Origin of the sequence: Paenibacillus planticolens, assembly GCF_013141725.1 — a bacterium.
Taxonomy (GTDB): domain Bacteria; phylum Bacillota; class Bacilli; order Paenibacillales; family NBRC-103111; genus Paenibacillus_E; species Paenibacillus_E planticolens.
Window position 1 is genome coordinate 334211 of sequence record NZ_WHNZ01000022.1, and the last position, 25164, is coordinate 359374.

The 25164-nt window shown below is 46.8% G+C and carries 23 protein-coding genes; 15 read left to right on the forward strand and 8 right to left on the reverse strand.

The annotated features are described in order from the left end of the window. Positions 1-43: 43 nt before the first annotated feature. Positions 44-2275 carry an MMPL family transporter gene (locus GC097_RS12595; RefSeq protein WP_171683638.1) on the reverse strand — a complete coding sequence of 744 codons (2232 nt, stop codon included), beginning with the start codon at positions 2273-2275 and terminating at the stop codon, positions 44-46. Between the two features lie 138 nt (positions 2276-2413). Between GC097_RS12595 and GC097_RS12600 the strand changes: the two genes are divergently transcribed. The 6 genes from GC097_RS12600 to GC097_RS12625 all read left to right on the forward strand — a co-directional run bounded on the left by GC097_RS12600 (position 2414) and on the right by GC097_RS12625 (position 8642). Then, on the forward strand, positions 2414-3034 hold the full coding sequence (locus tag GC097_RS12600; RefSeq protein ID WP_171683639.1) for a TetR/AcrR family transcriptional regulator: 621 nt from the start codon (positions 2414-2416) through the stop codon (positions 3032-3034). Between the two features lie 935 nt (positions 3035-3969). Further along, on the forward strand, positions 3970-5070 hold the full coding sequence (locus tag GC097_RS12605; RefSeq protein ID WP_171683640.1) for an amidohydrolase/deacetylase family metallohydrolase: 1101 nt from the start codon (positions 3970-3972) through the stop codon (positions 5068-5070). Beyond that, complete coding sequence (locus tag GC097_RS12610) at positions 5048-6151, forward strand: DgaE family pyridoxal phosphate-dependent ammonia lyase (RefSeq protein WP_171683641.1); 1104 nt, start codon at positions 5048-5050, stop codon at positions 6149-6151. The genes GC097_RS12605 and GC097_RS12610 overlap by 23 nt, the downstream gene beginning before the upstream one ends. A gap of 1 nt (position 6152) precedes the next feature. Then, positions 6153-6908, forward strand: coding sequence for a 2-dehydro-3-deoxy-phosphogluconate aldolase (dagF, locus tag GC097_RS12615; protein WP_171683642.1), 756 nt, complete (start codon positions 6153-6155; stop codon positions 6906-6908). Next, a complete protein-coding gene (locus GC097_RS12620; RefSeq protein ID WP_171683643.1) occupies positions 6901-7917 on the forward strand; it encodes a sugar kinase in 1017 nt (338 codons plus the stop codon). Before dagF ends, GC097_RS12620 begins: the two co-directional genes overlap by 8 nt. Before the next feature lie 11 nt (positions 7918-7928). Beyond that, positions 7929-8642, forward strand: coding sequence for a GntR family transcriptional regulator (locus GC097_RS12625; RefSeq protein WP_171683644.1), 714 nt, complete (start codon positions 7929-7931; stop codon positions 8640-8642). Positions 8643-8759: 117 nt separating this feature from the next. Here the strand turns inward: GC097_RS12625 and GC097_RS12630 are convergent, their stop codons facing one another. Together GC097_RS12630 and GC097_RS12635 are read right to left on the reverse strand one after the other, a co-directional pair. Further along, positions 8760-8957 (reverse strand): cold shock domain-containing protein, encoded by a 198-nt coding sequence (locus tag GC097_RS12630; protein WP_028556542.1) that lies wholly within the window; start codon positions 8955-8957, stop codon positions 8760-8762. Next, positions 8954-9802, reverse strand: a complete 849-nt coding sequence (locus GC097_RS12635) for a class I SAM-dependent methyltransferase (protein ID WP_171683645.1) — start codon at positions 9800-9802, stop codon at positions 8954-8956. Before GC097_RS12635 ends, GC097_RS12630 begins: the two co-directional genes overlap by 4 nt. A gap of 253 nt (positions 9803-10055) precedes the next feature. Between GC097_RS12635 and GC097_RS12640 the strand changes: the two genes are divergently transcribed. The 5 genes from GC097_RS12640 to GC097_RS12660 all read left to right on the forward strand — a co-directional run bounded on the left by GC097_RS12640 (position 10056) and on the right by GC097_RS12660 (position 14046). Next, entirely contained in the window at positions 10056-10247 is a 192-nt protein-coding gene (locus GC097_RS12640) for a hypothetical protein (RefSeq protein WP_127454723.1), read from the forward strand. 273 nt (positions 10248-10520) lie between these two features. Next, a complete protein-coding gene (locus tag GC097_RS12645) occupies positions 10521-11357 on the forward strand; it encodes a TerC family protein (RefSeq protein WP_171683646.1) in 837 nt (278 codons plus the stop codon). An 89-nt stretch (positions 11358-11446) separates the two neighbouring features. Next, positions 11447-11629: a hypothetical protein gene (locus GC097_RS12650; protein WP_171683647.1), complete on the forward strand. Its 183-nt coding sequence runs from the start codon at positions 11447-11449 to the stop codon at positions 11627-11629. Positions 11630-11878: 249 nt separating this feature from the next. Continuing rightward, a complete protein-coding gene (gene pepF / locus GC097_RS12655) occupies positions 11879-13669 on the forward strand; it encodes an oligoendopeptidase F (protein WP_246294173.1) in 1791 nt (596 codons plus the stop codon). Between the two features lie 65 nt (positions 13670-13734). Further along, positions 13735-14046: a LapA family protein gene (locus GC097_RS12660; RefSeq protein WP_171683649.1), complete on the forward strand. Its 312-nt coding sequence runs from the start codon at positions 13735-13737 to the stop codon at positions 14044-14046. A gap of 65 nt (positions 14047-14111) precedes the next feature. Here GC097_RS12660 and GC097_RS12665 read toward each other — a convergent pair whose 3' ends face one another. Next, positions 14112-14927 (reverse strand): DUF92 domain-containing protein, encoded by an 816-nt coding sequence (locus tag GC097_RS12665; protein WP_171683650.1) that lies wholly within the window; start codon positions 14925-14927, stop codon positions 14112-14114. Positions 14928-15110: 183 nt separating this feature from the next. Here GC097_RS12665 and GC097_RS12670 point away from each other — a divergent pair, with 183 nt between their 5' ends. Further along, the gene (locus GC097_RS12670) at positions 15111-16301 is read left to right on the forward strand and encodes an HD domain-containing phosphohydrolase (RefSeq protein ID WP_171683651.1); all 1191 of its coding nucleotides are present in this window, start codon (positions 15111-15113) and stop codon (positions 16299-16301) included. Positions 16302-16352: 51 nt separating this feature from the next. Here GC097_RS12670 and GC097_RS12675 read toward each other — a convergent pair whose 3' ends face one another. Together GC097_RS12675 and GC097_RS12680 are read right to left on the reverse strand one after the other, a co-directional pair. Beyond that, the gene (locus tag GC097_RS12675; RefSeq protein WP_171683652.1) at positions 16353-16976 is read right to left on the reverse strand and encodes a fumarylacetoacetate hydrolase family protein; all 624 of its coding nucleotides are present in this window, start codon (positions 16974-16976) and stop codon (positions 16353-16355) included. 17 nt (positions 16977-16993) lie between these two features. Next, positions 16994-18265, reverse strand: coding sequence for a CapA family protein (locus GC097_RS12680; protein ID WP_171683653.1), 1272 nt, complete (start codon positions 18263-18265; stop codon positions 16994-16996). 153 nt (positions 18266-18418) lie between these two features. Between GC097_RS12680 and GC097_RS12685 the strand changes: the two genes are divergently transcribed. Further along, positions 18419-19192, forward strand: coding sequence for a metallophosphoesterase family protein (locus GC097_RS12685; protein ID WP_171683654.1), 774 nt, complete (start codon positions 18419-18421; stop codon positions 19190-19192). Positions 19193-19543: 351 nt separating this feature from the next. On the opposite strand, the gene GC097_RS12690 is transcribed toward GC097_RS12685, so the two are convergent. Next, complete coding sequence (locus GC097_RS12690) at positions 19544-20179, reverse strand: O-methyltransferase (RefSeq protein WP_171683655.1); 636 nt, start codon at positions 20177-20179, stop codon at positions 19544-19546. A gap of 117 nt (positions 20180-20296) precedes the next feature. Between GC097_RS12690 and GC097_RS12695 the strand changes: the two genes are divergently transcribed. Further along, positions 20297-21445 carry a THUMP domain-containing class I SAM-dependent RNA methyltransferase gene (locus tag GC097_RS12695; protein ID WP_171683656.1) on the forward strand — a complete coding sequence of 383 codons (1149 nt, stop codon included), beginning with the start codon at positions 20297-20299 and terminating at the stop codon, positions 21443-21445. 1368 nt (positions 21446-22813) lie between these two features. On the opposite strand, the gene GC097_RS12700 is transcribed toward GC097_RS12695, so the two are convergent. Continuing rightward, positions 22814-23302, reverse strand: a complete 489-nt coding sequence (locus GC097_RS12700; RefSeq protein WP_171683657.1) for a DUF2798 domain-containing protein — start codon at positions 23300-23302, stop codon at positions 22814-22816. A gap of 1158 nt (positions 23303-24460) precedes the next feature. Between GC097_RS12700 and GC097_RS12705 the strand changes: the two genes are divergently transcribed. Continuing rightward, positions 24461-25150 carry a hypothetical protein gene (locus GC097_RS12705; protein ID WP_171683658.1) on the forward strand — a complete coding sequence of 230 codons (690 nt, stop codon included), beginning with the start codon at positions 24461-24463 and terminating at the stop codon, positions 25148-25150. The last annotated feature ends 14 nt before the right edge of the window (positions 25151-25164 follow it).

Below are 25164 nucleotides of genomic sequence, written 5' to 3' on the forward strand. Positions count from 1 at the left end.
ATGATAAAAGGAGCTGCCGCAATTCGCGGACAGCTCCTTTCTATTAGGGACGAGTATCTTCCGCCGCGACTTGCGGCTGCCTTTTTATTTTACCGGGCCAGAACGAAGCTTCTCCAAGCAGTATCGTAATCGAAGGAACAAGGAACGGCCTAACGATAAATGTATCCAGAATAACGCCAATCGCGCAGATGACGCCGAATTGAACCAGCACCTGGATCGGCAGCGTAGCGAGCACTGCGAAAGTACCGGCAAGGATCAGTCCGGCCGATGTAATAACAGAGCTGGTTGTGCTTACGCCCAGGCGAATCGCATCTTTCAGCTTCAGACGGCCGCGCTCCTGCCATATGCTTGACACCATGAAGATATTATAATCCTCGCCTAAGGCTACGAGAAAAACAAAAGCATAGAGCGGAATCAACCCCTGAATAGCTGACGTATCCATAAAATAGTGCAGAATGAGCCAACCCGCGCCTAATGCTGAAAAATACGAGAGCAGCACAGTGGCAATTAGATACACCGTCGCAACGATTGATCTCAAATAAACGAGCAATAACAAGGCAATCACCGCGATGACAATCGGAATGACCACGCGAGTGTCACGTTCCACGACAGTTTTGCTATCGTACTGCGTTGCCGTCTCGCCGCCAACCCAAACCTGCGGAACTGACACCCCTGCCTTCGCAAGCTGCTGCTCGGCCGCACCGCGGATTTCCGGTATTTTCTCGATTGCAGTCAGCGCATATGGATCTTGCTTGAAAATGAGCTCATAAGCTAGCACGTTCGTGTCTTTTTGGCTGCCTGCCGGCTTCGAAACCGATTCGACATACGGCAGCTTGGCAAGCGCCCCCTGTACATCTGCCTCTTTCCCCTCCGTATTGACAATGACTTTCACCGGAGCCAGCGAACCCGGAGAAACATGCTCGGAAAGCAGCGTAAACCCTTCACGTGACGGCATGGTCGACGGAAAAGACTCTAGGAGGTTATACGTAAACTTGATTTGAGGAGCTAAAGCCGCAAGCGCAAGCAGGACGATCAAACTGATTGCCAATACGCGCTTAGGCTTCTCTGTTACGACACGCCCCAATGCAGCGCTAAAAGCGCCGACAGCTTTCTGCTCGCGTACCTTTTTACCTTTCCGTGCTTCCTTCTCGGCCCGCATTTCAGACGTCAAGGGGATGAAAGGAAAGAATGAAGCACGGCCAATGATAGCGAGCAGCGCCGGAACCAGCGTCAAGCTGGCAATCGCCATAATGAAAATTGCTACGCTGAACGGAATAGCTAATCGATGATTTGAGCCATAATGGGCAAATAACAGCCCTAATAAAGAAACAATGACGGTCAGGCCGCTCATGCCAATCGCACCTGTTGATCCTCCGAAGGATGCGCGCAAAGCAGCGTATTTATCCTTCTCTTCCAGCAAGGCTTGTCGATATCTGGCTACGAAGAAAAGACAATAATCCGTTCCCGCACCGAACAGCAGCACGGTCATGATCGAGATGGACTGCGCATCAACCGTTATCCAGCCTTGCTTGGCAAGGAAACCGAGGATCGGCGAGATGATCCCGTAAGCAAAGCCAACCCCGATGAGCGGAATGATGGCGAGAATCGGGGAGCGATACAGCAAGATGAGCAGCACCAGCACCAAAAGGACCGTTGCCAGCAACAGCGCAATATCCGCTCCCTTGAATAACGCTGTAGCATCGGTTTGAATGCCCACCGGACCCGTTATGCGGGCGTGCAGGCCCTCCTCGTTCACCTTGACGGCGAACGGGTCGCCGCCGAGCTGAGCTGCCGTTATTTCCTGCAATTTCTTCAGGCCTTTTTGCAGAACCTCTGTCTCCGTCCCTTCTTCAAAAGAGATCGGCAGCACGAGCAGGGTCCCGTCCTTGGACAGCATGCTTTTGACAGCCGGAGCTGGCAGTTGATGCAAGGGCGGCAGCCCCTTTTGCGCAGCCAGCGGCGCTTCCGTTAGCTGCTTCGTAACCTTCTGCACGCCGCTTATATCTGCTTCCGTTAATCCGGAAGCGCGATACCAGACGACTAGGGCAGGTACTCCTTCGTTGCTCGGGAAATGCTCCCGCATCGTTTCACTGGCTTGAAGCGACCATGAATCGTTCGGCAGCTGATGTGCCGCATTATTTTCTTGCGAATTGACGTTAGGCAGAAAGACCGATAAAATTCCAGTTAACAAAACCCATACAACGACGGTTACCCATTTACTGCGTCGACCGGCAACTACTGCGCCCAGCTTGCTAAACAAGGGATTTTCGTGCATATGCAACCTCTTTTCTTATGAAACTATTATTGGTGCTGCATTGGAATGATGACGATGTAATTAATTATATATACTGGACAGTTAATTAATCAATGATTTTTTGATTTTCTATTTTTTCTCAGAGATGGAGCGATTCCTATGGACAAAAAAACAAAGCCGCTCGGCCGCCCCCGCGCCGCGCAAGGCGAAATGCCGCTCACGCAAAAAATTATTCTGACAGCCATACCGATGTTTCTGTCCAGAGGCTATGAGTCCGTTTCAATGGATGATATCGCGAAGGAGTGTCAGGTAACGAAGGCATCGGTTTATTATTATTATCCATCGAAGTCGGATCTGCTGACAGCCTCTATGGTGCAGCTGATGGATAATGTCAGAAAAGTGACCTTGATGCGCTTAAATCAGCCAACCTCTCTTCGCGATCGATTATTGGATATCACTGAAGCGCATTTGAAAGCTATTGATTTCGATCTTCATTCCTTCATGCGCAAAATGGAGGCTGTTCTCTCCGAGGAGCAAATGAACATGATGCGGAAATCCGAGCAGGGCATCCTCGATGCGTTGGAGCATGAATTCAGCAAAGCCGCCGCATCCGGCGAAATCGGTCCCGTTGACCCGCGGTTCATTGCCCGCGCGTATACCTCTCTGCTGATGATGGGGCACGCACGCGATGGGGACGGCAAAAAATTGTTTCCGCAGGAAAGTCTGGCCGCTACCAAAATTATCGACATCTTATGGCATGGTTTATTCCCGCCGACTTAGATAAGATGAGCTGCCTCAAGTGTGGAACATGACTCCCTCGCGATACAGTCTTTCTTACATATTGGCTGCGCGAGTGGGGTGTGAATGGGAACTATAGTCCGCTATTTCCACCAAAAGTTGGTCTTTGGCAGATCATAGGGACTATGATCCGCTATCTCTTCGTTTCTGACCGTAAGACTTCCGTCCAGCGGGAAATAAGACCCTGTAGTTCCCTTTTAACCTTGAAATAGGCTAATCCAGCACAAATAGCGCCCTGTAGTTCCCATATCGATTGGAAATCGGCCCGAATTCCGATAACCGGTCACAAAACGTATTTGAGTACACAGTTCTACTGTTCCGATAACTCGCTCTACGTGTCTCTTGCGACTTCTCCCCGTCTTGCGCTACTCCTTACCTTTTACGCCTGCTCGCTATCCTACGGTACTCCGCACCACTTGCACTTACTCGCCATCCACAATACTCCTTACCTCTTACGCCTGCTCGCTATCCCACGGTACTTCGCACTTCTTGCGCCTACCCCATATCTACGATACTCCACACCTTTTCTGCCTACTCACTATCCAAGGTACTCCTTACCTCTTACGTCTGCTCCCTATCCACAATACTCCTTTCCTCTTACGCCTGCTCGCTAACCCACGGTACTCCGTACTTCTTGCGCTACTTCCTATTCTTCTCTCCCCGTTTGCCCATCTGTTCCGCATCCCCGCCTCCAACCTCCGCACCATCAGTTCGGCAACCCACGCAAGCGCACCTATAAACATTATAACGTTATATTTACTTAACCAATCCAATATGCTAATCTAACATTATAACGTTATATTAAATGGACTGATTGACAACCATCTCCAACAGATAATGAAAACTTACATGGAGAACTTACACGGAAGACATCATGAAAACGCTAATAATTTGATTTACAGAAAAAGGTGACCTACATGCAAAAGCGATTCGTCCTACACAATGTCAAGCATGTAAACGGAGAATTTCTCGATATTGTAATCGAAGACGGAAAAATTGCCGAATTGACGAGTCCCGGACAGGGACAAGGCGAGCAGATTGTAGACTTCTCAGGCGCATATGTTTCAAGCGGTTGGATCGATATGCACGTTCACGCGTTTCCTGCCTTTGATCCTTATGGCGATGAGATCGATGAGATTGGCATCAAGCAAGGTGTTACTACGATTGTTGACGCCGGAAGCTGCGGAGCTGACCGCATTGCGGAATTAGCTGCAAGCAGAGAGCAGGCCAAAACGAACTTATTTGCTTTTTTAAACATTTCGCGCATTGGGTTACAAAGAGTCGATGAGTTATCGGACATGACCTGGATTAATAACGAGAAGGCTGTTGAAGCGGCAAGGACTTACGAAAACTTTATCGTCGGTTTAAAAGCGAGAATTAGCAAAAGCGTTGTGCGCGACTCCGGCATTGCTCCTTTGCGCGCTGCGCGGGCACTTTCAAGTGCAACCTCACTTCCCTTGATGGTCCACATCGGTTCAGGACCGCCAAGTATCGAAGATGTGATCTCGCTTTTAGAAGAGAAAGATATCATTACCCATTATTTGAACGGGAAAGCGAATAATCTTTTTGATGAAGAGGGCAAGCCTTTGCAGGTTTTGACGGAGGCGCTGGCAAGGGGCGTACATCTGGATGTCGGCCACGGCACAGCAAGCTTTTCTTTCAAGGTGGCTGAAGCCGCGAAAAAGCACCATATCAGTTTGGATACGATTTCGACGGACATTTACCGCGGGAATCGCTTGAACGGACCTGTTTATAGTTTGTCCAATGTGCTGACGAAATTTCTGTACTTGGGCTACTCGCTTCAAGAAGTGATTGATGCGGTTACCTCCCACGCTGCAAGTTGGCTGAACAAGCCTGAACTTGGCCGCATCCAAGTTGGAGATACGGCTAACCTCACGATGTTCACGGTTCAGAACGAGAAACTGGTGCTCACCGACTCTGAAGGTGACCAGCGCACGGCAGACCAAACAATTCAACCCAAAGGAGTAGTTGTGAATGGCGCTCTCATTAAATGCTAAATACGGCCTTAAACGTGTCATCAATGCAAGTGGACGCATGAGTATTCTGGGTGTTTCCGCACCGACCGATACCGTCATGGAAGCGATGAAACACGGCGGGCAAAATTACGTTGAAATCGCGGATCTCGTCGATAAAGCCGGCGACTATATTGCGAATATACTTGGTTCCGAAGCTGCTGTTGTCGTTAATTCCGCTTCAAGCGGTATCGCACTCTCTGTCGCGGCTGTTGTCACGCAAGGAAATCGCCGGATGAGCGAACGCTTGCATCAGGACCCGATTGCCAAACGTGATATCATTATTCTTAAAGGCCACAACGTCCAGTACGGGGCTCCGGTGGAAACGATGGTGTATCTCGGAGGCGGCAGGCTCATCGAAGTTGGTTACGCTAATGAAGGGAAAGCAGAGCATATCGAGGACGCCATTAGCGAAAATACAGCCGCTATTCTTTATGTGAAATCCCATCATGCAGTTCAAAAAAACATGATTTCTGTAGAAGAAGCATGGGAAGTTGCACAGCGTAATAACGTACCGCTTATCGTGGATGCGGCAGCGGAAGAAGATATTCAAAAGTATGTGAAATACTCGGATCTCGCCATTTACAGCGGCTCTAAAGCGATCGAAGGCCCCACATCAGGGATTGTCGGCGGTAAACGCACCTATATCGAATGGCTTAAAGTACAGCTGCACGGCATTGGGCGGAGTATGAAAGTAGGTAAAGAAACCACCTTCGGCTTGCTTCAAGCGCTGGATGAATACGGCGTGAAAGAGGATAAAAGCGAGCTGGAAAAAGCTGCATTGCAAGTGCTAATGCCTCTCAGCGAGCTGAAAGGGATTAAAGTGACAATCGTCCAAGACGAAGCCGGCCGGGCAATTTTCCGCGGGCGCATTCATATCGATCCGGAGCAAGCAGGAACGACGGCTAAAGAAGTCGTAACCGGGCTGCAAGAAGATGAAATCGCCATTTATACACGCGATTACGGTGTAAGACAAGGCTATTTCGATATCGACCCACGTCCTCTACAAGGCGATGATATTGAGGTTATCGCCGATCAAATACGTAAACTAGCAGGAGGTCAATAACATGTCCAACATGGCAAAACGACTTTATAAAGGCCGCGCAGCTCTTAACGTGCTCGCTAACAGCGTAGAAAACGCGAAAGAAGTATTCGAAGCAGCCGAAGGCTATGTGCTTGTCGGTGTACTTTCAAAGGACTATCCAACCGTAGAAACGGCCGTTGCCGCTATGAAAGAATATGGCAAAGCGATAGACGAAGCCGTATCCATCGGACTTGGCGCAGGAGATAATCGTCAGGCGGCTGTCGTCGCAGCCATTGCCAAGCACTATCCGGGTACGCACATCAATCAAGTGTTCCCTGCCGTTGGCGCGACGCGAGCAAATCTCGGCGAACAAGACAGCTGGATCAACAGCTTGGTCTCTCCAACCGGCCGCGCAGGTTATGTCAATATCTCAACAGGTCCTGTGAGCGCCGCTCAATCCGAGCATGCCATCGTACCTGTGAAAACAGCGATCGCGCTTGTACGCGACATGGGCGGGAATGCCCTGAAGTATTTCCCGATGAACGGCCTTAGCTGTGAAGATGAGCTGCGCGCCGTCGCCCAGGCTTGCGGCGAAGAAGGCTTTGCTTTAGAGCCAACCGGCGGCATCGACATGGAAAACTTTGAAACGATACTTCGCATCGCGCTTGAAGCGAACGTTCCGCAAGTCATCCCCCATGTGTATTCGTCGATCATCGACAAAGCGTCCGGAAAAACGAATACCTCGGATGTTCGCGAATTGCTAAGCATTATGAAGAAACTGGTTGATCAACATGGCTAAGCGGATTGGAGCTTTTGGAGAGGTTATGATGCGCCTGCAGGTGCCAGGTTATGAGCTCTTGTCTCAAGCCAGCTCGCTCCACTACACGTTCTCCGGTACTGGCGTGAACATAAGCTCAGCCCTCGCTCGCTTCGGGCATACGGGATACCTGATCTCCAGGTTGCCGTCCAACGCTTTGGGGGATGCCGCGGAAGCCTACTTGCGTAAACTAGGGATCAACTCTTCGTTGATTACACGTGGCGGAAACTACGTCGGCATGTATTTTTTAGAAAATGGGTTCGGTGCCCGGCCCAGCCGAGTAACGTATTCCAATCGCCAGGACAGCAGCTTTAATACTGCTCCTGAGGACACTTATGATTTTGCTGAACTTGCTAAGCACATCGATATTGTCCATTTCTGCGGAATTACACTGGCTATGAATGACCAAGTGCGTCAGCATATGAAAACTTTGGCCAAGGAAGTTAAAGCGAATGGCGGTACCGTTGTATTCGACTGCAATTATCGTCCGGCCCACTGGGGCGAAGGCGGCTATGCGAAGGCAAAACCTCACTACGAGGATATGCTGCAGCTTGCGGACATTGTTATGATGAACGAGAAGGATGCCATGTACATCCTAGGTATGCATACCGATCAGACAGAACGCCAAAACCAGCTGACAGAACTGATCCCAGCAGTTGCAGAGAAGTATCAAATCGCTGTCATTGCAGGAACGCATCGTCACATTAACAGTGACAACACCCATTCCTTGCGCGGGTTTATTTATAAGAATCAAGCGTTCACCTTTTCTAATCTGCTCACTTTTTCCATCTATGATAGAATTGGTGCAGGAGATGCCTACACAAGCGGTATTTTACATGGGGAAATCCAAGGATTTACCCCCGAACAAACTGTCGGGTTCGCAGCAGCGGCAGGCATGCTTGCACATACCATTGTCGGCGATACCCCCATGTCATCCGAAAGCGATATTATGCGCGCGATGACGGAAGCCGTAGGCGATGTAGAAAGGTAGTGAACGTTTAGGTGAATTTATCCCGCAATAAACGACCCTTGTATTTGCAAATTATGAATATCCTGAAGGATCGCATCTTACACGGTGTGTATCCTTTAGGTTCTAATATTCCTTCCGAGCCCCAGCTGGAGCAGGAATTCAATGTCAGCAAAATCACGGTTCGCAATGCCATCAAAGAACTGGCGCAAGAAGGTTATTTGGAAAAAGGCAGTGGCAAAGGCACTAAGGTCATTCGTAATGCTTCTTTGTCCAAGCTATCCAAATGGAAACGTTTCACAGAGGTGCTCGTTGAAGAAGGCTACCAAATTCACAAGCAGCTGCTGCGAGCTGAAGTTGTCACGAATACGGCTGAAACCTTACAATATCAGCTGTTTGGAGAGCGCTGTTTCTATATAGAGCGGCTGTATCACTTAAATGAAACCCCCTATATTCACTATTCCCACTATCTCTCACTGCAAATGGCCGCAATCGAGCTTACGGATTTGAACGATCAATCCCTGTATGAGCTGCTTGAAGATCACGGCATTGCCTTGGAAAAATATCGGGATGAGTTTGCTGCCGTCACCGCACCTTCCTACATTGCGGATATGCTGAAGGTAAAAGCAGGAACGCCGTTACTGAAAAGATTGCGTTATTCCTATGATGAGCACGGTGCTCTGATCGAATTCAGCGCAGGGCATTACAGCACCGAAATGCACAATTATGTAGTCAATTACGATACTTAGGAAACCGGGTCCTGCTCGATTCCTTTTTCCGGCAGCAAAAAAGACAGCCCCTAACGGGTGCTGTCTCTGTTTGTTTGTGCTATGACACTCTATTTATAAGTGGGGACTCCCAGTTTCTTATAATTTTGTGACGTTAGCTGCTTGAGGACCACGGTTGCCTTGAGTAATATCGAACTCAACGGATTGGCCTTCTTCTAATGTTTTGAATCCTTCGCCTTGAATCGCGGAGAAGTGAACGAATACATCGTCGCCTCCATCAACAGAAATGAAACCGTAGCCTTTTTCTGCGTTGAACCATTTAACTGTACCTTTCAAGTGAACAACCTCCTAAAAATATCGCCATCTATGACGAATAAGGAAATTATACCATCACATTTGGGATAAATCAACGAATAAAAAGCCGCGGACAGGCTAAAATTTGTTGATGTACCAACGTTTTCTTCCTTTGCAGACCCAATCTTGATTATGCTTAAATATTGATGAGAATTCGGCAAAAATGGGAGGCTCGCCTCTCTTTTTTCCACCAAATGACCCTCATTTGCGAGTTCGTCCATAATTTCGGACAGTCTGCTGTATTCGGCCGTACGGAAACTGAGCAGCGGATAAATCCGCACTTCACCGCCGGACTTCACGACTCGAATCAGCTCGCGCACCGCCTCTAGATGAAAGGCATAATCGAATTGCTCTTCATAAAGAAAAAGAAAGTGACTGCACAATACGAGATCGAAAGATTCTTGCTCAAAGGGCAGAGACGGAAGACTAGCCGCATGATACCTCGAAGCTCCATCATCGCTTGAGAAGTCCTCTAGAAACCTATCAAGGCTCTTTACCCGGCCGGCTGTATGATTTGAAAGCGAACCGTAAAACGTCCAGTCATAGACATCCTGAAGCTTCTCCATCTTCGCGGCGACGAGCTCAATCTCTTGTCTGCCATGCTGTTCAATAGCCTCTGGAGATTTCTCATAGAGCGGATCGGCCGCTTCAGAGAAAATACCCAGCTTCCTTGCTTCGGTTGTAAACGAAGAAGCGCCTCCCGCAACGTCCAGAACACGCTTGCCTTGCAAATCTTCGGTCATCAGCATAAACATTTTTTCGTACTCTGCGTACGATCTTGAGGTCATTGCGACCCCTGCCTGCTCATAAATACGTTTGTTTTCCATGCTCATCTCTCCTCGGCTCATCATTCTACTTGACTAAACTGCCTCATAACCGCTTTCCCTCTGGAAAGGATTAGGAGAATATTACCATGACCGTTTGCCTGTGGCAATAGGAATTTCTTGCCCGGCCGTTTGGAAATCGCGTTTATTTATGATACGATGGCATATATCTATAAGCTTACTACAGAAACGAGGAACAACCGTGTCAAAACAACCTTTCAAGAAACATACCATCTACAAAAAAGATAAATGGAACATGCTTAACGTTGAAGTGCAAGGGACCAAAATCGTTCTGACTGAAATCTCCGACCAGTGGGGCGAAGAGTGCCATACTTTCATTGGGCGACCTGCTATGTTGCACTGGGCTAATGAGCGATTTGCCAAGGACAAGTTCGATGGTACCGAAGAAGAATGGCAAGCGATTATGGATGCTTTTAAAGAAGTATAAACCGTTAAGACCAATAGTCTTGACTTTCATTCTCGCGGTTTCTATAATAAAGCTACAAGTTCATACGTAATACTCCAAAGGGGAGTAGCTGGTACAGTAAAGTCGTCAATTCGGATCCTCATCAGATCCCGGCTTTATTGGCAACGACTATCGTTGTTAGCAAGACCTTTGCCAAATTTTTGGTGAAGGTCTTTTTTGATGAATTAGAGCCTTCGCCGGACATCGGTGCTGGGCTCTATTTTTTTTCAAAAAAATGCTAAAGGAGTGGTCGTTGTGGAATGGTTATCGGCAGGTTTTTTCGTCTCATTGCTCAGTATTATTCTCATTGATTTGGTGCTTGCAGGAGATAACGCGATCGTTATCGGTATGGCGGCACGCAATTTGAAGAAGGAAACGCAAAAGAAAGTTATCATGTGGGGAACGGTAGGCGCCATCGTGATCCGCGCGTTAGCAACTCTCATCGTCGTCACGCTTTTGAAAATTCCCGGTCTCCTCTTAGCGGGTGGAATCCTGCTCCTCTGGATTTCGTATAAGCTGCTTAGCGAAAAGAAAAATCACGAACAAGTTCAAGCCAAAAACAGCATGTGGGCTGCGATACGCACAATTATTATTGCCGACGCCGTGATGGGACTGGACAATGTGATTGCCGTCGCCGGCGCTGCTCACGGGAATTTCCTGCTCGTCATTATCGGCCTGCTGGTCAGTGTTCCTATCGTTGTCTGGGGCAGCACGCTGTTCATCAAATGGATTGAGACTTACCCGTGGATCATTTATATCGGTGCAGGCGTACTCGCATTAACCGCAGGTAAAATGATTACCGGGGAAAAGTTCCTGTACCCCTTCTTCGCTTCAGATCCGCTTGGCAAATGGCTGTTCATCGGTCTTCTTATCGTGATTGTGCTTGCAGCAGGCAAATGGTCCAAAATGGTCGGCTACCTCGTTGAAGTCGGCGATCGTGGCCAGTTGACCCTCCCGAAAGAATTAAGCGACGAGGCGCAAATTGCTCCGGAGGATCGTTTTACGGTCAAAATGGATTCCCGCGGCAAACTCATTTTGGTGAAGACAGAAGAGGATGAAAATCCCGACGAAACGATGCCGCATGCCGGATGAAAAAGGAGTTTTGCCTGTTTGCAGCGAAATTTACTATCATGCAGTAGTTAGCAGGCATCATATCCTATACGAATAAGGATGATTCTCTTATGACCGAATCCGGATCTATACTCACATTTATACTCGTATCCTTCTGCCTTGCCATCATTTTGATTATGAAAAGAGACAGCCTTCCGGCACAAATGAAACGATATCTCGCCTTGTTGGCGATCGTGATGGTTTCGTTCTCGTTTGTTCTTATCCTGATTTCCTTCTTCGGTGCCGGAAAGTAAATTTACTTCCTTCCAGCTTTTTCTTATAATCATAAAGGAGTGGGTTAACGGTCATACTATGGTGAAAACCATGAATTGGGATTATTTCGAAAATCCCCCACATGGGTACATGCCGGGAGCGTGACCGTAATGCGCTGGATCTATGTGACAGCGGCAATGGGACTTCTCCTCAGTTCTGTCCCAGCAGCCGATTTGCACGCAAAAGAAGACAGATTACCCCAAACTCAAAACAAGAACAGGAGGGCTCCCATGGCTCAACTATTGGAACGCAAGCAAGTCCCTGCCGAGCACCGCTGGAATTTGGAAGATTTATTTTCTGACGGAAAGGCTTGGGAAAAAGAATTTCAAGAAGTGAAAAGCTCGCTTGGAAAAATCACCGCCTTCCAAGGAAAACTTAACGATGCCGCTACCGTCAAGCAATGTTTTCAGTTGGAAGACGAGGTCTCTTTGAAAACAGAACGACTCTATGTATATTCCAACATGAAACACCATGAAGATACAGCAGAGCCTACTTATCAGGCCTTATCCGAAAAAGCGAAAAAAATCAGTGTCGAGGTTGGCGAAGCGCTCTCCTTCATCTCACCGGAGATTTTAAGTTTATCGGATGAAAAGCTTCAGCAGTTGGTGAACGATCCTTCGTTATCTTTTTATAAAGACACGTTGGAAGAAATGATCCGTCAGAAGCCGCACACGCTGTCCAAAGAACAGGAAGCGCTGCTAGCCCAAGCCGGCAATATGGCAGGTGCGCCAAGCACAATCTTCGGAATGTTGAACAATGCCGATTTGAAATTTCCTAGGATCAAGAATGAAAAAGGCGAGGAAGTCGAACTTACCCACGGAAGCTACATCCAATTCTTGGAGAGCCGCGATCCGGAAGTACGGAAAAATGCTTTCCATGCCGTTTACGAAACTTACCGCAACAATAAAAATACGATTGGCGCTACGCTCAGCGCGAATATTAATAAGAACATTTTTTATGCCAAAGCCCGTCACTATCCTTCCGTTCTGGAATCTACCCTTTTCGGCGATAACATCAAGAAGGAAGTGTATACGAACTTAATTTCCACCGTTCACGACTCTTTGCCGCAGCTGCAGCGCTATCTGAAGCTTCGCAAAAAGCTGCTGAAAGTCGATGAGTTACATATGTACGACCTTTTTGCTCCACTGGTTGAGGAGTTCAAAATGGATATTACTTACCAACAAGCCAAAGAAGAAATCAAGAAAAGCTTAGCTCCCCTAGGCGAAAATTACTTGAAAATTCTTCAGGACGGCTTTGACAACCACTGGATCGACGTTTATGAAAACAAAAATAAGCGTAACGGCGCTTACAGCTGGGGCGCTTACGGCACACATCCTTATGTGCTGCTGAACCACAAGGACAATTTAAACAGCATGTTCACCCTGACGCATGAAATGGGGCATGCCATCCATTCGTATTTGTCCGACGAAAATCAGGAATACCGCTATGCGCAGTATACGATTTTCCTTGCGGAAGTCGCTTCTACCCTGAATGAGGCGCTGCTCATGGATTATTTATTGAAACGTGTGACGGATCCGAAAGAGAAGCTGTATTTGTTAACTTACTATGCGGATCAGTTCCGTACCACTGTTTTCCGGCAAACGATGTTTGCGGAATTCGAAATGATTACACATGAGAAATCGGAACAGGGCGAGTCCCTCACACCTCAAGAATTCAGCGAGATCTACTACGGCTTAAATAAGCTGTATCATGGCAATGACATGGTCGTGGATCAAGATATTGAGATGGAATGGGCGCGTATTCCTCACTTCTATAACAGCTTCTATGTGTATAAATATGCAACAGGCTTTTCGGCAGCGACCAGCTTTGCGAAACAAATTTTGGATGAAGGCCAGCCAGCCGTTGACCGTTACTTGGGCTTCCTGAAAAGCGGCGGCAGCGACTACTCCTTGAATATCTTGAAAAAAGCCGGCGTTGATATGTCGACACCGGAGCCGATCAAGCAAGCGATGAGCGTCTTCAGCTCTTTGCTCGATCAGATGGAACAACTGACGAAGTAAGTGCATGTGGAAGGTTGGAGGCGCAAGCCTTCAACCTTTTCGCAGGTTGAAAGGATGAATGCTGGATGAAAATGCAATGGATTCTAATCTGCGCTTTACTATTCGCCCTCATAACAGCTGTTTTTGCGGTCGTAAATGTGGAACAGGTGCAAGTAAATTTCATATTCGCCCAAACGTCGACCCCGCTAATTCTTGTTATTCTGACTTCTACGCTGCTAGGCGGTCTGATCGTCGGTCTATTCGGAATGGTTCGTCAGTACAAGCTGCATCGCAAAGTGAAGCAGTTGGAGAAGCAGCTGCAAGAGACCGTGTCTCCCTCTGTCTCACAGCAGCCTGCGAGAGAGCCCTCTCATGAAGCGCCGCCTACCGTTCATTAAAGAAAAAAGTGCAGCCAGTGCATTGAATTCGCGAATTCAAGCATTGCTGCACTTTTTATATTTGTTCAACCGGAGGCCATATGCCACAATACCCAGCACAATATCCCTCCGACCAGCGAGGAAAGAGCATTCACACGATCGTTGGTCATGAATTTCATTCCGCGTATTTGCTTCGCGTTATGCCCGCAATGGGTCTCCTTCTCAATCGTTTTCCCGCAAGCCTCACAACGATACATCACTTGCAGCGTTGCCCCTAACAAGGAATCGGCCAAAGAACCTAACAACCCTGAAATCGCACCGAGAGCAATGAATGCAGACCGTGTGCTTATTACACTCTCCTGCTCTCCCATGGCGATAAACCAGCCGCCGATCCATCCAATAAACGCCCCTCCCGCCACGGAAGCCAGCAGTCCTAAAGCAGTTATACCGCCTGAAGTTCCTGCCGCAACACGTCTCCCACTCAGAATCGACCTGGGCACTGAAGCGCTCATTCCGCCGATTTCCGTTGCCCACGTATCCGCAGTAACAGTTGCCATCACTCCGACGAACAACACCCACCAAACCGGATCAGGCCATATGGCATTACCGATGCAAAGAACTAATCCAAGTCCGCCGTTCGCCGCAACTTGTCCGGCATCGCGCCTGCCGCCTTTGGCATAACCGCTTTCAGCGGCGGCTTTTCGCTGATGTTTAAGCTTCGACAATAGGCTGGAAGAGACAAAAAAAGCAATCAACGTTCCAAACCAAGCCAAGCTCCCAAATACAAACATGAAGGTTCCTAGAACCACCGCAGCAATCAAACCGGATACGGAGAGCGATCCTCTCCAGCAGGCTGCGCCTGCAATGAGTAAGCTCCCAACTAAACCCCAAATCCAATCCATTTCGACACCTCAATTCCCACTTATTGTAGCATAGTCTGAATAGGGGCTTCATCCCTAAACGCGTCCACTTCGCATTCGACAAAATCATACAAAGATCGCGTAATTTTAGCAGGAAGATAACCTTTTTACGAGAATAATATGATAAGATAAAAGTAGATAGGTGCCAAAAGTTAGGAGGCTGACATGGATAACGATCACATCACAAACAAGTCACGTTTAAAAAAAGACTTGGATCCAGAAGAAATGCTGCGCGTTATTTTTGATTACGCAGCCAAAATTGCCAATGAACGAGTGCTCGAGAATGTCCTCATGCTGATGGCAGATATGGGGCGCGAAATGATTGTTTCCGATCGCTGTACCGTTTGGCTGTTGGATTCTAGCAAAAATGAGTTATGGTCCAAGGTAGCCCACGGACTCGATGAGATTCGAATTCCGAAATCAGCCGGACTTGTCGGTTATGCTGTCACGCACGATAAAGCTGTATTTATCGATGATGCCTATACGAATGAACAATATAAAACGTACCTGCTTAATGGCGCTCTCGCAACAGACCAGCAAACGGGCTATCGTACGAAAGCACTGATGGTCATTCCATTCCGCAACAGTCAAGGCGATATTATTGGCGCTTATCAAGCCATTAACAAGTTAACGGAATGCGAACAATTTTCGGATAAAGACATGGAATATTTGACGCTGGCCTCCTCCTATGCAGGCAAATCTTTGGAATCGGCGCTGCTCACGAACGAGATTGAAGAAACCCAAAAAGAGATTATTTTCACAATGGGTGAAATTGGCGAAAGCCGCTCCAAAGAGACAGGCAACCACGTCAAGCGTGTCGCCGAGTATTCCTACCTCCTCGCGCTCGGATTAGACCTCGGAAATGAAGAAGCTGAACTGCTCAAAATAGCTTCGCCCATGCATGATATCGGCAAAGTAGCGATCCCTGACAGCGTGCTCAATAAACCTGGCAAATTAACTGACGAAGAATTTAAAATCATGCAGCAGCATACACTGATCGGCTATAACCTGCTAAAAAAATCCAAACGACATATCCTCAAAACAGCGGCAATTGTCGCTTATGAACATCATGAGAAATGGAACGGTCGCGGATATCCCCGCGGAATCAAAGGAGAAGACATTCACATCTACGGGCGAATTACCGCAATTGCTGACGTGTTCGATGCGCTCGGCAGTGAGCGCGTTTACAAAAAGGCTTGGGAATTGGATCGCATCCTGCAGCTGATTCAAGAAGAACGAGGCGAGCATTTTGACCCTAAAATCGTCGACGTGTTTTTTCAACAATTACCGGCGATCCTTCGCGTTCGCGAGCAGTATGCCGATGCGGCATCCGAGGAGCCGGCAGATATCCAATAGAAAAGGGCAAATCTCTCAGGTCAATGTAGACCATAAGAGACTGCCCTTTTTTTATACGTGAACGGTAACAGCTCCAAATACTTCCTCGCCCCAGACTAATTCCAACCGGTCGCCATCGCGAACAGGTCCTACGCCTTCCGGTGTGCCTGTGAAAATGATATCGCCTGCGCCCAGTCCGTAATGCTTCGCTATGTAATCAATGATGGTTTGAAGATCGAAGATCATGTTGCTGATATTGCCGTTCTGAACCGTTTGACCGTTCTGACGAAGCTGGAAATTTTCCTCGGTAAGCTTGGACGCCCCCGGAAACGGACGGAAGTCAGTCATCGGCGCCGACTTCAAGAAGCCTTTGGCCGGCAGCCACGGTTGACCTTTTTTCTTAATAACGGACTGCACGTCTCTAAGTGTGAAATCAATGCCAAGCGCATATTTATCGACAATCTCATCCACTTGAATGCCTTCCTGATACGGCTTTGCGATATGCAGAACCAACTCGGCCTCATAGTGAATTTCGCCTTGATCGCCAGGAAGCGTCAGCTCACCCCCACTCATTTCCGCCAAGGCATGTGTCGGTTTCGTAAAAATCATCGGTTGATCGGGAACATCGTTCCCCAGCTCTGCGGCGTGCGCCCGGTAATTGCGTCCTACACAGTAAATATTGCGAATAGTTGTCATGTTGTTTGCTCCTCACATTATTTCTTGCTCACATTTCCTTCAGCGTTCACTTTGGCACCAATCGAAATTTGACTCAATCTCTGAAACAGCTTGGAGCCCTCTTCCGGGTTCATCGGCGTAGGCAATGCGAATTTGGTCAAAATAGGCACCAGATGAATATTGCACGACTTGTCCTTCGAACACTCGGCTTCCAAAATAACCGTTTCCCATGTCTTCTGAATATCATTTGTTGTAAATATGAAATTGCCTAAACTATAAGCAATCCATTTGCCTTTGTACTGTTCAAAGCCTTGCAGAACATGCGGATGACCGCCTACGACCAAATCTGCGCCTGCATCGATATAACGGTGCGCCAAGTCGGTCTGGTTCTTATCCGGATGGTCGCTTCGTTCGACGCCCCAATGAGCAACGACGACAACAAGATCAGCGCTCTCTTTCGCTTTCTGAATCGCTTCGACCGGCAGCTTGTAGTTGTAGGTTTCGGCTACGCCAAGGTGACCGGGACCCGCTTTCCAAGAAGCCTCCGGAACAACCCGGCTAAAACCGAAGAAGGCGATTTTCATGCCGTCTTTTTCCATGATCACCGGTTGGTAGGCTTCATTCAAATCCTTGCCCGCTCCCATTCGTTTGATACCTTCTTGATCCAGGAAGTTCATCGTGTCCTGTAATCCTTCCGGACCATAATCCATCACATGATTATTCGCTAAATTAACAAGATCGATGCCTGCAGCCTTCAGCGGCGGTAAAGATAACGGCGAGGAACGATAGACATAATCCTTATTCTGAACGGTACCTCTGGTCGTTATGGGCGTTTCCAAATTAGCGATGGTAAAATCAGGTTTGCTCAAATAGTCTTTTACATTCGTATAAGGATAATCATAGCCTTTTTGCTTCAAAATATCTTCTACTTTGGAAGCTAGCAGTACATCTCCCACAAAAGTCAGACTCACTTGCCCGCTGCTGCTCACAGGCTTGTCCGTAACCTCATGCGCCGAAGACGGATTGGCAGTGCCTGCTGCAGCTGCAGGACTCGGCTGTGAGCCAGGATTTGCGCTTGACTGAGCGCTCGCTGCAGCTGACGGTTGAGGCGAAGTCGCAGCCACCGACGGCGAGGCTGCCCCTTGCTCTTCGGCGGTACGGCTGTTCGACGTCCAATAGGAAGCGCCAATCCCAATAGCGAAACAGGCGGCAGCAGCCAGCGTGAGTCCTCCTATCACTTTCAGCGGAGTTTTCTTCTGCGGAGTGCGCTCTTTCTTCGCTTTACGGTGACGCTCTAGTCTGGATTCCATTCAAAACCTTCCCCTTTCCCCCTACAAATTATAGCAGAAGAATCTATCAATAGGTAATAGTCAAGCGCTCTCATTTTCAGATTGGCATCTGTATGGTATAACAGAAGCATTGAGATTCACATTCGAGACTTGCATGGAAAGGGATTAATAACGTTGGAAAAAATCGCGATTATTTCGGATATTCATGGAAATTTACCTGCATTAGAAGCCGTTTTGGCAGATATCAAACAGCGTGGCATCGAGCGGATCTATTGCTTAGGCGATCTGGTCGGCAAGGGACCTGATCCGGCTGCCGTTGTTGATTGTATTCGGAGCACCTGTGAAGTGGTCATTCAAGGGAACTGGGACTCGGGGATCAACCTGCCTCAGGATCAGCCTGGCGGCATTTGGCAGCAGCAGCAGTTGGGACCTGAAAGGCTTGCTTATTTGGACGGGCTGCCTTTTTCCGTTGATTTGTACCTAAGCAGCAAACTTTTCCGTTTGTTCCACGCTTCCTCGCAAAGCGTCTATCATCGCGTAAAGCGCAAAGCTTCCAAGAAAGAGCGCCTTGCCATGTTTCAAAATACGGAGATGACCGGATGGGCGGCGGACGGGCGGCAGCCTGATATTGTCGGATACGGGGACATCCACACCCCTTATTTGATTACGATCAAGAATCCTTCGGATAGACAGCCTGACACTTATACGGAGAGCGGTTTGATGCTCTTTAACGTAGGAAGCGTGGGCCTCCCGTATGATGGCATCCCGCAAGCTTGCTACTGCGTTCTGGAGGGAAATCTAGGCAGTTTGCAGCATGCAGGCTCCGCCATTCAATTCATTCGGGTCCCTTATGATATCGAGCGTGCGATCGGCAGAGCTCGTACTGTTCAAATGCCCGAAAGCGAACGCTTTGAGTTTGAAATTATGACAGGACTTGTGCATAAATAAGAGGGGCATGCGAAAATAATTATGGAAATTAATTCCTATTGATGATAATATAGGTGCATAATTGAAAGTGAGGATGCCCTCCATGAAGTTGAACTGGACCAAAATTGCATTGATCGTTTTATGTGCGGAAATTCTACTCATTTACTGGAACGGGATGAGTGCTATTCCTTTCAAAAAACAGCAAATCGTACATCCTATTTCCACCTCACAGCCAGCTCCTCCGCTCACACAGATCGAAACGCCAGCGCCGTGGCAAATCTCTGTCCCCATTTCTATGCAAAAAGGACCTTCAATTCCACTACTAAACAAGTGGGAGAAGGTCCTTTTTTAATCGGAATCAAGACTCACGCCTTATTTCACGCGTGCCAACGCCAAACCGTCATAGGCCGGAAGGATCGTGCTTTCCAGACGCGGATCCGTGGCAATAAGCTTATTGAAGCTGCGCATCGCTTGCACGGAGGCTTTCGTTTGAGCGGCGTCAACAACTTTGCCTCTCATCAGCGTATTATCCCCTGCAATAATGGCGCCCGGGTTCGCTAATTGAATAGCCAGCTCCAAATAGTTCGGATAATTCACTTTGTCCGCATCGATAAAGAAGAAATCGAAACGCTCACCCTGCGCGAGCAGCTCATTCAAGTGCACCAAAGCTTCGCCGATCCGGTATTCGACAAGTTCACCAAGACCTGCATCCGCCACATTCTGCTTCGCTACATCGGCGAAATCCTGCTTCAACTCAAGTGAGACGAGTTTGCCCCCCGCTTTGAGCCCTCTTGCCAGGCAGATCCCGCTATAGCCGCCTAAAGCGCCTATTTCCAGCACCTTTTTGGCGCCGATCATCGTTACCAGCATCGTGAGCAGTCTACCGTAGCCTGGTGCAATGGATATTTCCGGCATATTCTGGGTTCGAATGACTTCCTTCACCCGCTCCAGCACGGGATCGTCCGCATATAAATCTTCCATATAACTTTCAGGTGTTATGGTTTCCATGTTGTTCCTCCTAAGAGTTTTGCCTATTTCGTTTGTAAGTATATCTTATTTGTCCTATACTTGTTAATTGTATGAGTTTTATGATCGAAGCACAACCCGGATGGAAGGAATCTAAACATGCCACAACCTATCGAATTAATTGCAACTTGCCCAATGGGACTTGAAGCTATCGTTGCCCGCGAAGTCCGCGATCTCGGTTATACCGAGGTTACCGTTGAAAACGGCCGCGTACGCTTTATGGGAGACGAGCTTGCTATCTGTCGGGCCAATCTATGGCTGCGTACAGCGGATCGGATCCTGGTGCTTATGGGCCAATTTAAAGCCCTGACCTTCGACGAGCTTTTTGAAGGCACGAAAGCCCTCGCTTGGCCGGACTGGATTCCGAACGATGCCGAATTCCCTGTGCAAGGGCGTTCCCATAAGTCACAATTGTCCAGCGTCCCTGCCTGCCAAGGTATCGTAAAAAAAGCTGTCGTCGAGAAGCTCAAGCTTCAATACGGCACAGAATGGTTCCCCGAGAACGGGGCACGCTACGTGATCGAGGTTGCGCTTCTGAACGATGTCGCGACACTCACGATCGACACCACCGGCCCCAGCCTGCACAAGCGCGGTTACCGCAAGCTTGTGACCGAAGCGCCGCTGAAGGAGACGATGGCTGCGGCCATGATCCTGCTCAGCCGCTGGAGCGTCGATCGGCCGCTCTACGACCCGTTCTGCGGGTCGGGAACGATCCCGATCGAAGCCGCTATGATCGGCTGGAACATTGCGCCGGGCCTGCGGCGCAGCTTCCCCAGCGAAGCGTGGGGCAATGTGCCGCGCAAGCTCTGGGACAAAGCGCGCGACGAAGCGTTCGACGCGGTCCGCGACAATGTGCCGCTGCACATCATCGGCAGCGATATCGATCCGTCTGCCATCGAAGTGGCAGAGGCCGCCGCGAAGTCGGCCGGCCTGACGAAGCAGTTCCAGCTTCGCGTGGAACCGGTAGCCAAAGCCCGCCCGCGCGGCGACTATGGCTGCTTGATCACCAACCCGCCATACGGTGAGCGGCTTGGCGAAGCCAAGGATGTCGAGGTCGCGCTGCGCGAACTCGGAGTGCTTACAGCTCCAATGCCTTCGTGGAGCATGTTCATTCTAAGCCCGAGCACGCAGCTCGAGCATTACATGAACCGCCGCGCCGATAAGAAGCGCAAGCTGTTTAACGGGCGGATTGAGTGTAACCTGTACCAGTATCTGGGTCCGTTTCCTCCGCGCAGACACGATAACTAGCATTTTGTGGGAACAATAGTCCGCTATTTGCTCCTAAAGCAGCTATTTGGCCATTTAGTGGGAACTCTGTTCCCCTATATTGCCGATTTTGAGCAGTATTAATGCTGCTTAGGGCAAATAAGACCCTGTAGTTCCCTCGTTTTCCTGAAATCGGCCCATGGAGCCCGAATAGCGCCCTCTAGTTCCCCTATATTTTAGGGTATATGCAAAAGTAATGAGGCAATCCTTAAGTCATAATAATGACGGAGGGATTGCCTCTCATTTTTTGTATACAAAAAACCAAAACTCTACATTCAATATACCAGCATCCAACTCATCTCGTTCGCATTGCGAATACAGCTGTGAACCAACTCTACGATACTATCTTTGACGCTGCCTTCCCAGTATGAGGCGTGACAGCTGCAGACCGAAAATACTGACAAAATTATCATCTTTGCCTACACCATGCGCAACTACTTTTCTCGTCAGATCGCTCTTTTCCATTCCAATATCCCATTTTTATGAATATTGGTAAAAATACAAAGATATGCTCACTCGCAATTTTGGTATATAATGGAATTCACCCCTTTATTTAGCCGTTTACGTCACTGGATCCCTCACAGGTTTTGATCTCGGGACATTCCCTCCAGCCACAACAGATTCGAACACAGATATATCAAATTAAGGAGATTATTTAGATGAACCACTTTGAAGATATGGATAAAAGCTATATTAAAATTTAACGAGAACTGAGTATTCATGGCTAGAAGGCATTCATTTTCAAGCTATCCCACCGCTGGACAGTGCGAGTAATGAAATATCTCCCCTAGCAGAATACTATATTGCCCCGTTTATATTTCGAGTGCCGGAAATGTGTATTATAATTCCACTTACACATATCGATCTAAATGATGATGCACTCAGACAATTGCTTTGCCATTTTCATAATATTAATGTCGTAACGTCTAAGGGAATTCCCGTTGAACTGAGATTAGAAAATCTTAAACCTAGATCGAAGGAAATCTTTACTTTGTTATTGAGTGAAAAAAAGATAAATCCCTTCGTTTTGGATTTGTTCCAATTTCATGGTGAGCATACCTCTTCGGGTCATTTTAAGTATGTAAGATTTAATAATAAGTCTGCTAATCCTACCTACGAAGATGCGATAAATCCAATTCACATTCAACAATTCGACGAAGTATGGAATCACATAAAACTAATATACTCTGATAAGAAATATACATGTCTCTGCCCCAATTGGTTGTTCTCCAACCACTTGACCAGCTCAATCGCTTTGAATTATTTTTCAACAGCTTGCAAAGAGGTTTACTTGAGTGTAGATATTACGAAGTCACAAATTAATGGAATAATCCTTTCTATTGATGATGTTTAACTTAAAGATCCCGTAATGATTTTACCTTTAACAAAGGTAACGAATACATACCGAACAAGCGGACCCACAATGAGGAGTTGAAGCGGTAAAGCAAAAATAAAATTTTTTACTACTAAAGAAAAGTAGCTTTCTAGCAATGATTCTCCAACCAAACTGCCGGTAAAGTAAGCATTCCCCAATCCATAAAGAGACATAAAGAGAACCATTCCACTCACCATACAAAATGCAAGGGATACAATCACGAATGCCTTCTTAGATTTGTCATAGGGTAGTGAAAAAGCAATTTTTTTTGCCAATGGACCGACAATAAATAGTTCCAATAAGGACGCAATTATAAAGACTAGAACAAGTTGAGCAAGTATTTCCTTCAAGGATATCGTGCCAATCAAGCCGCGGGTAAATAAATTATAAAATGTCATGAATACGACCATCCCAGCGCACATCATCAATCCAAAATAAAAATCTTCCTTCTTCGTTGTTGGCAATTTCCATCATCCTTTCTGTTTGTCCTTGTTATTATAGCGATCGTGCAAGCCTCCTCATAAGTGAACACTTTGTGAACATTTATCCATCACCTCACTTAGATAACAAAAAAATCCCTCAACCGCTACTCCGACACATGGCCAGCCAAACGATTGGGGGATTCATTTTTTTTAACATAGTTCGCTACTATTCATTCTTTGAAAGTTCTTCCTCCAGCGTGTTCACTAACTCCATCAGCAGTCCATCCGGGTCTGCAAAATACGTATATCGATCGCCAGTTATAGGATCAATTCAGACCGGTTCAACCCCTATTTCCTCTTTGCCCTGAAAGGTTTCAATTTTCACTTTAAATGCCTAAATTACATAACATCGCTATATTACAGACAGATAAACTATTTTAGGGACGATCCCATAAATAACATTTATCTTTACTCAATGATCTGATCGAATTTTGCACCAAATTGTTGCATTTCTTCACTGTTAGAATCCCAAGTTGTATTATACTGTCCCAAAGTATATCTAGCAGAAAAAATATACATTAAGCGAAAATCACTATTATCCACATTTTTTTACATTTTCCGCTATTAGTAATTGTAAAAATATTACTTTTGTAGGATTATATCAACCCCCTTTAACAGTTATTATTGTAAAAAAGAGTTAATTATACATTTATATCAATTTAAAATTTTAACTGCTTCTGCCGCCTCAGCTACTTCTTGGCTACAATCAGTTTGTCATTCGGAGGGTACAAATCATACCTTTTTAAAATGTGATATTGATGCTGGTATTAGTAATATATTTTTACAACCTGAAGATAAAGTAACCTCAATTAATCCATCGGTAGAGATACAAAGATATGATAATTCAGAAGGTTGGTATACAATTGATATTATTCCTCTTCAGAGAAATTACTTACGAGCAGTTGAAACAGTTCATGAGCAAATACAAAGAGAGTATCCGAATGCGAATCACCAAGATTACCGTACAAAGGTTTCAGGAACTATTAAAGGTCTTATTCTTGGGACATTTCCTTCATCTACAGCTTATTCAAACGCAGTTGAATTAGGCTATATTATTGTCAGATAAACTTTGTATTCATGGAGCGTAGATCATAACCAGTGTCTACGCTCCATGTACTACAAATTAAGGAGATTATTTATATGAACCACTTTGAAGATATGGATAAAAATTATATTAAAAATTTAACTAGAACAGAGCATACATGGCTAGAAGACATCCATTTTCAAGCTATTCCGCCGGTGGACAGTGCGAGTAATGAAATATCTCCCATAGCAGAATACTATATTGCTCCGTTTATATTTCGAGTGCCGGAAATATGTATTATTATTCCACTAACTCATATCAATCTAAATGATGATGCACTCAGACAATTGTTTTGCCATTTTCAAAATATTCATGTCGTAACGTCTAAGGGAACTCCCGTTGAACTACGATTAGAAAATCTTAAACCTAGATCAAAAGAACTCTTTACTTTGTTATTAAGTGAAAAAAAGATTAATCCCTTCGTTTTGGATTTATACCAATTTCATGGTGAACATACCTCTTCGGGTGATTATAAGTATGTAAGATTTAATAATGAGTCTGTTAATCCTTCCTACGAAGATGCGATAAATCCAATTCACATTCAAGAATTCGACGAGATTTGTAATCATATAAAACTAATATACTCTGATAAGAAATATGTGCATCACTATCCGAATTGGCTATTCTCCGACCAATTAACCAACTCAATCGCACTTAGTTACTTTTCAACAGCCTGCAAAGAAGTTTATTTGTGTGTAGATAATGTGACGTCTCGCATTATTGAATTAACACTCTTCAACAATTAGGAACTGTCCACGAC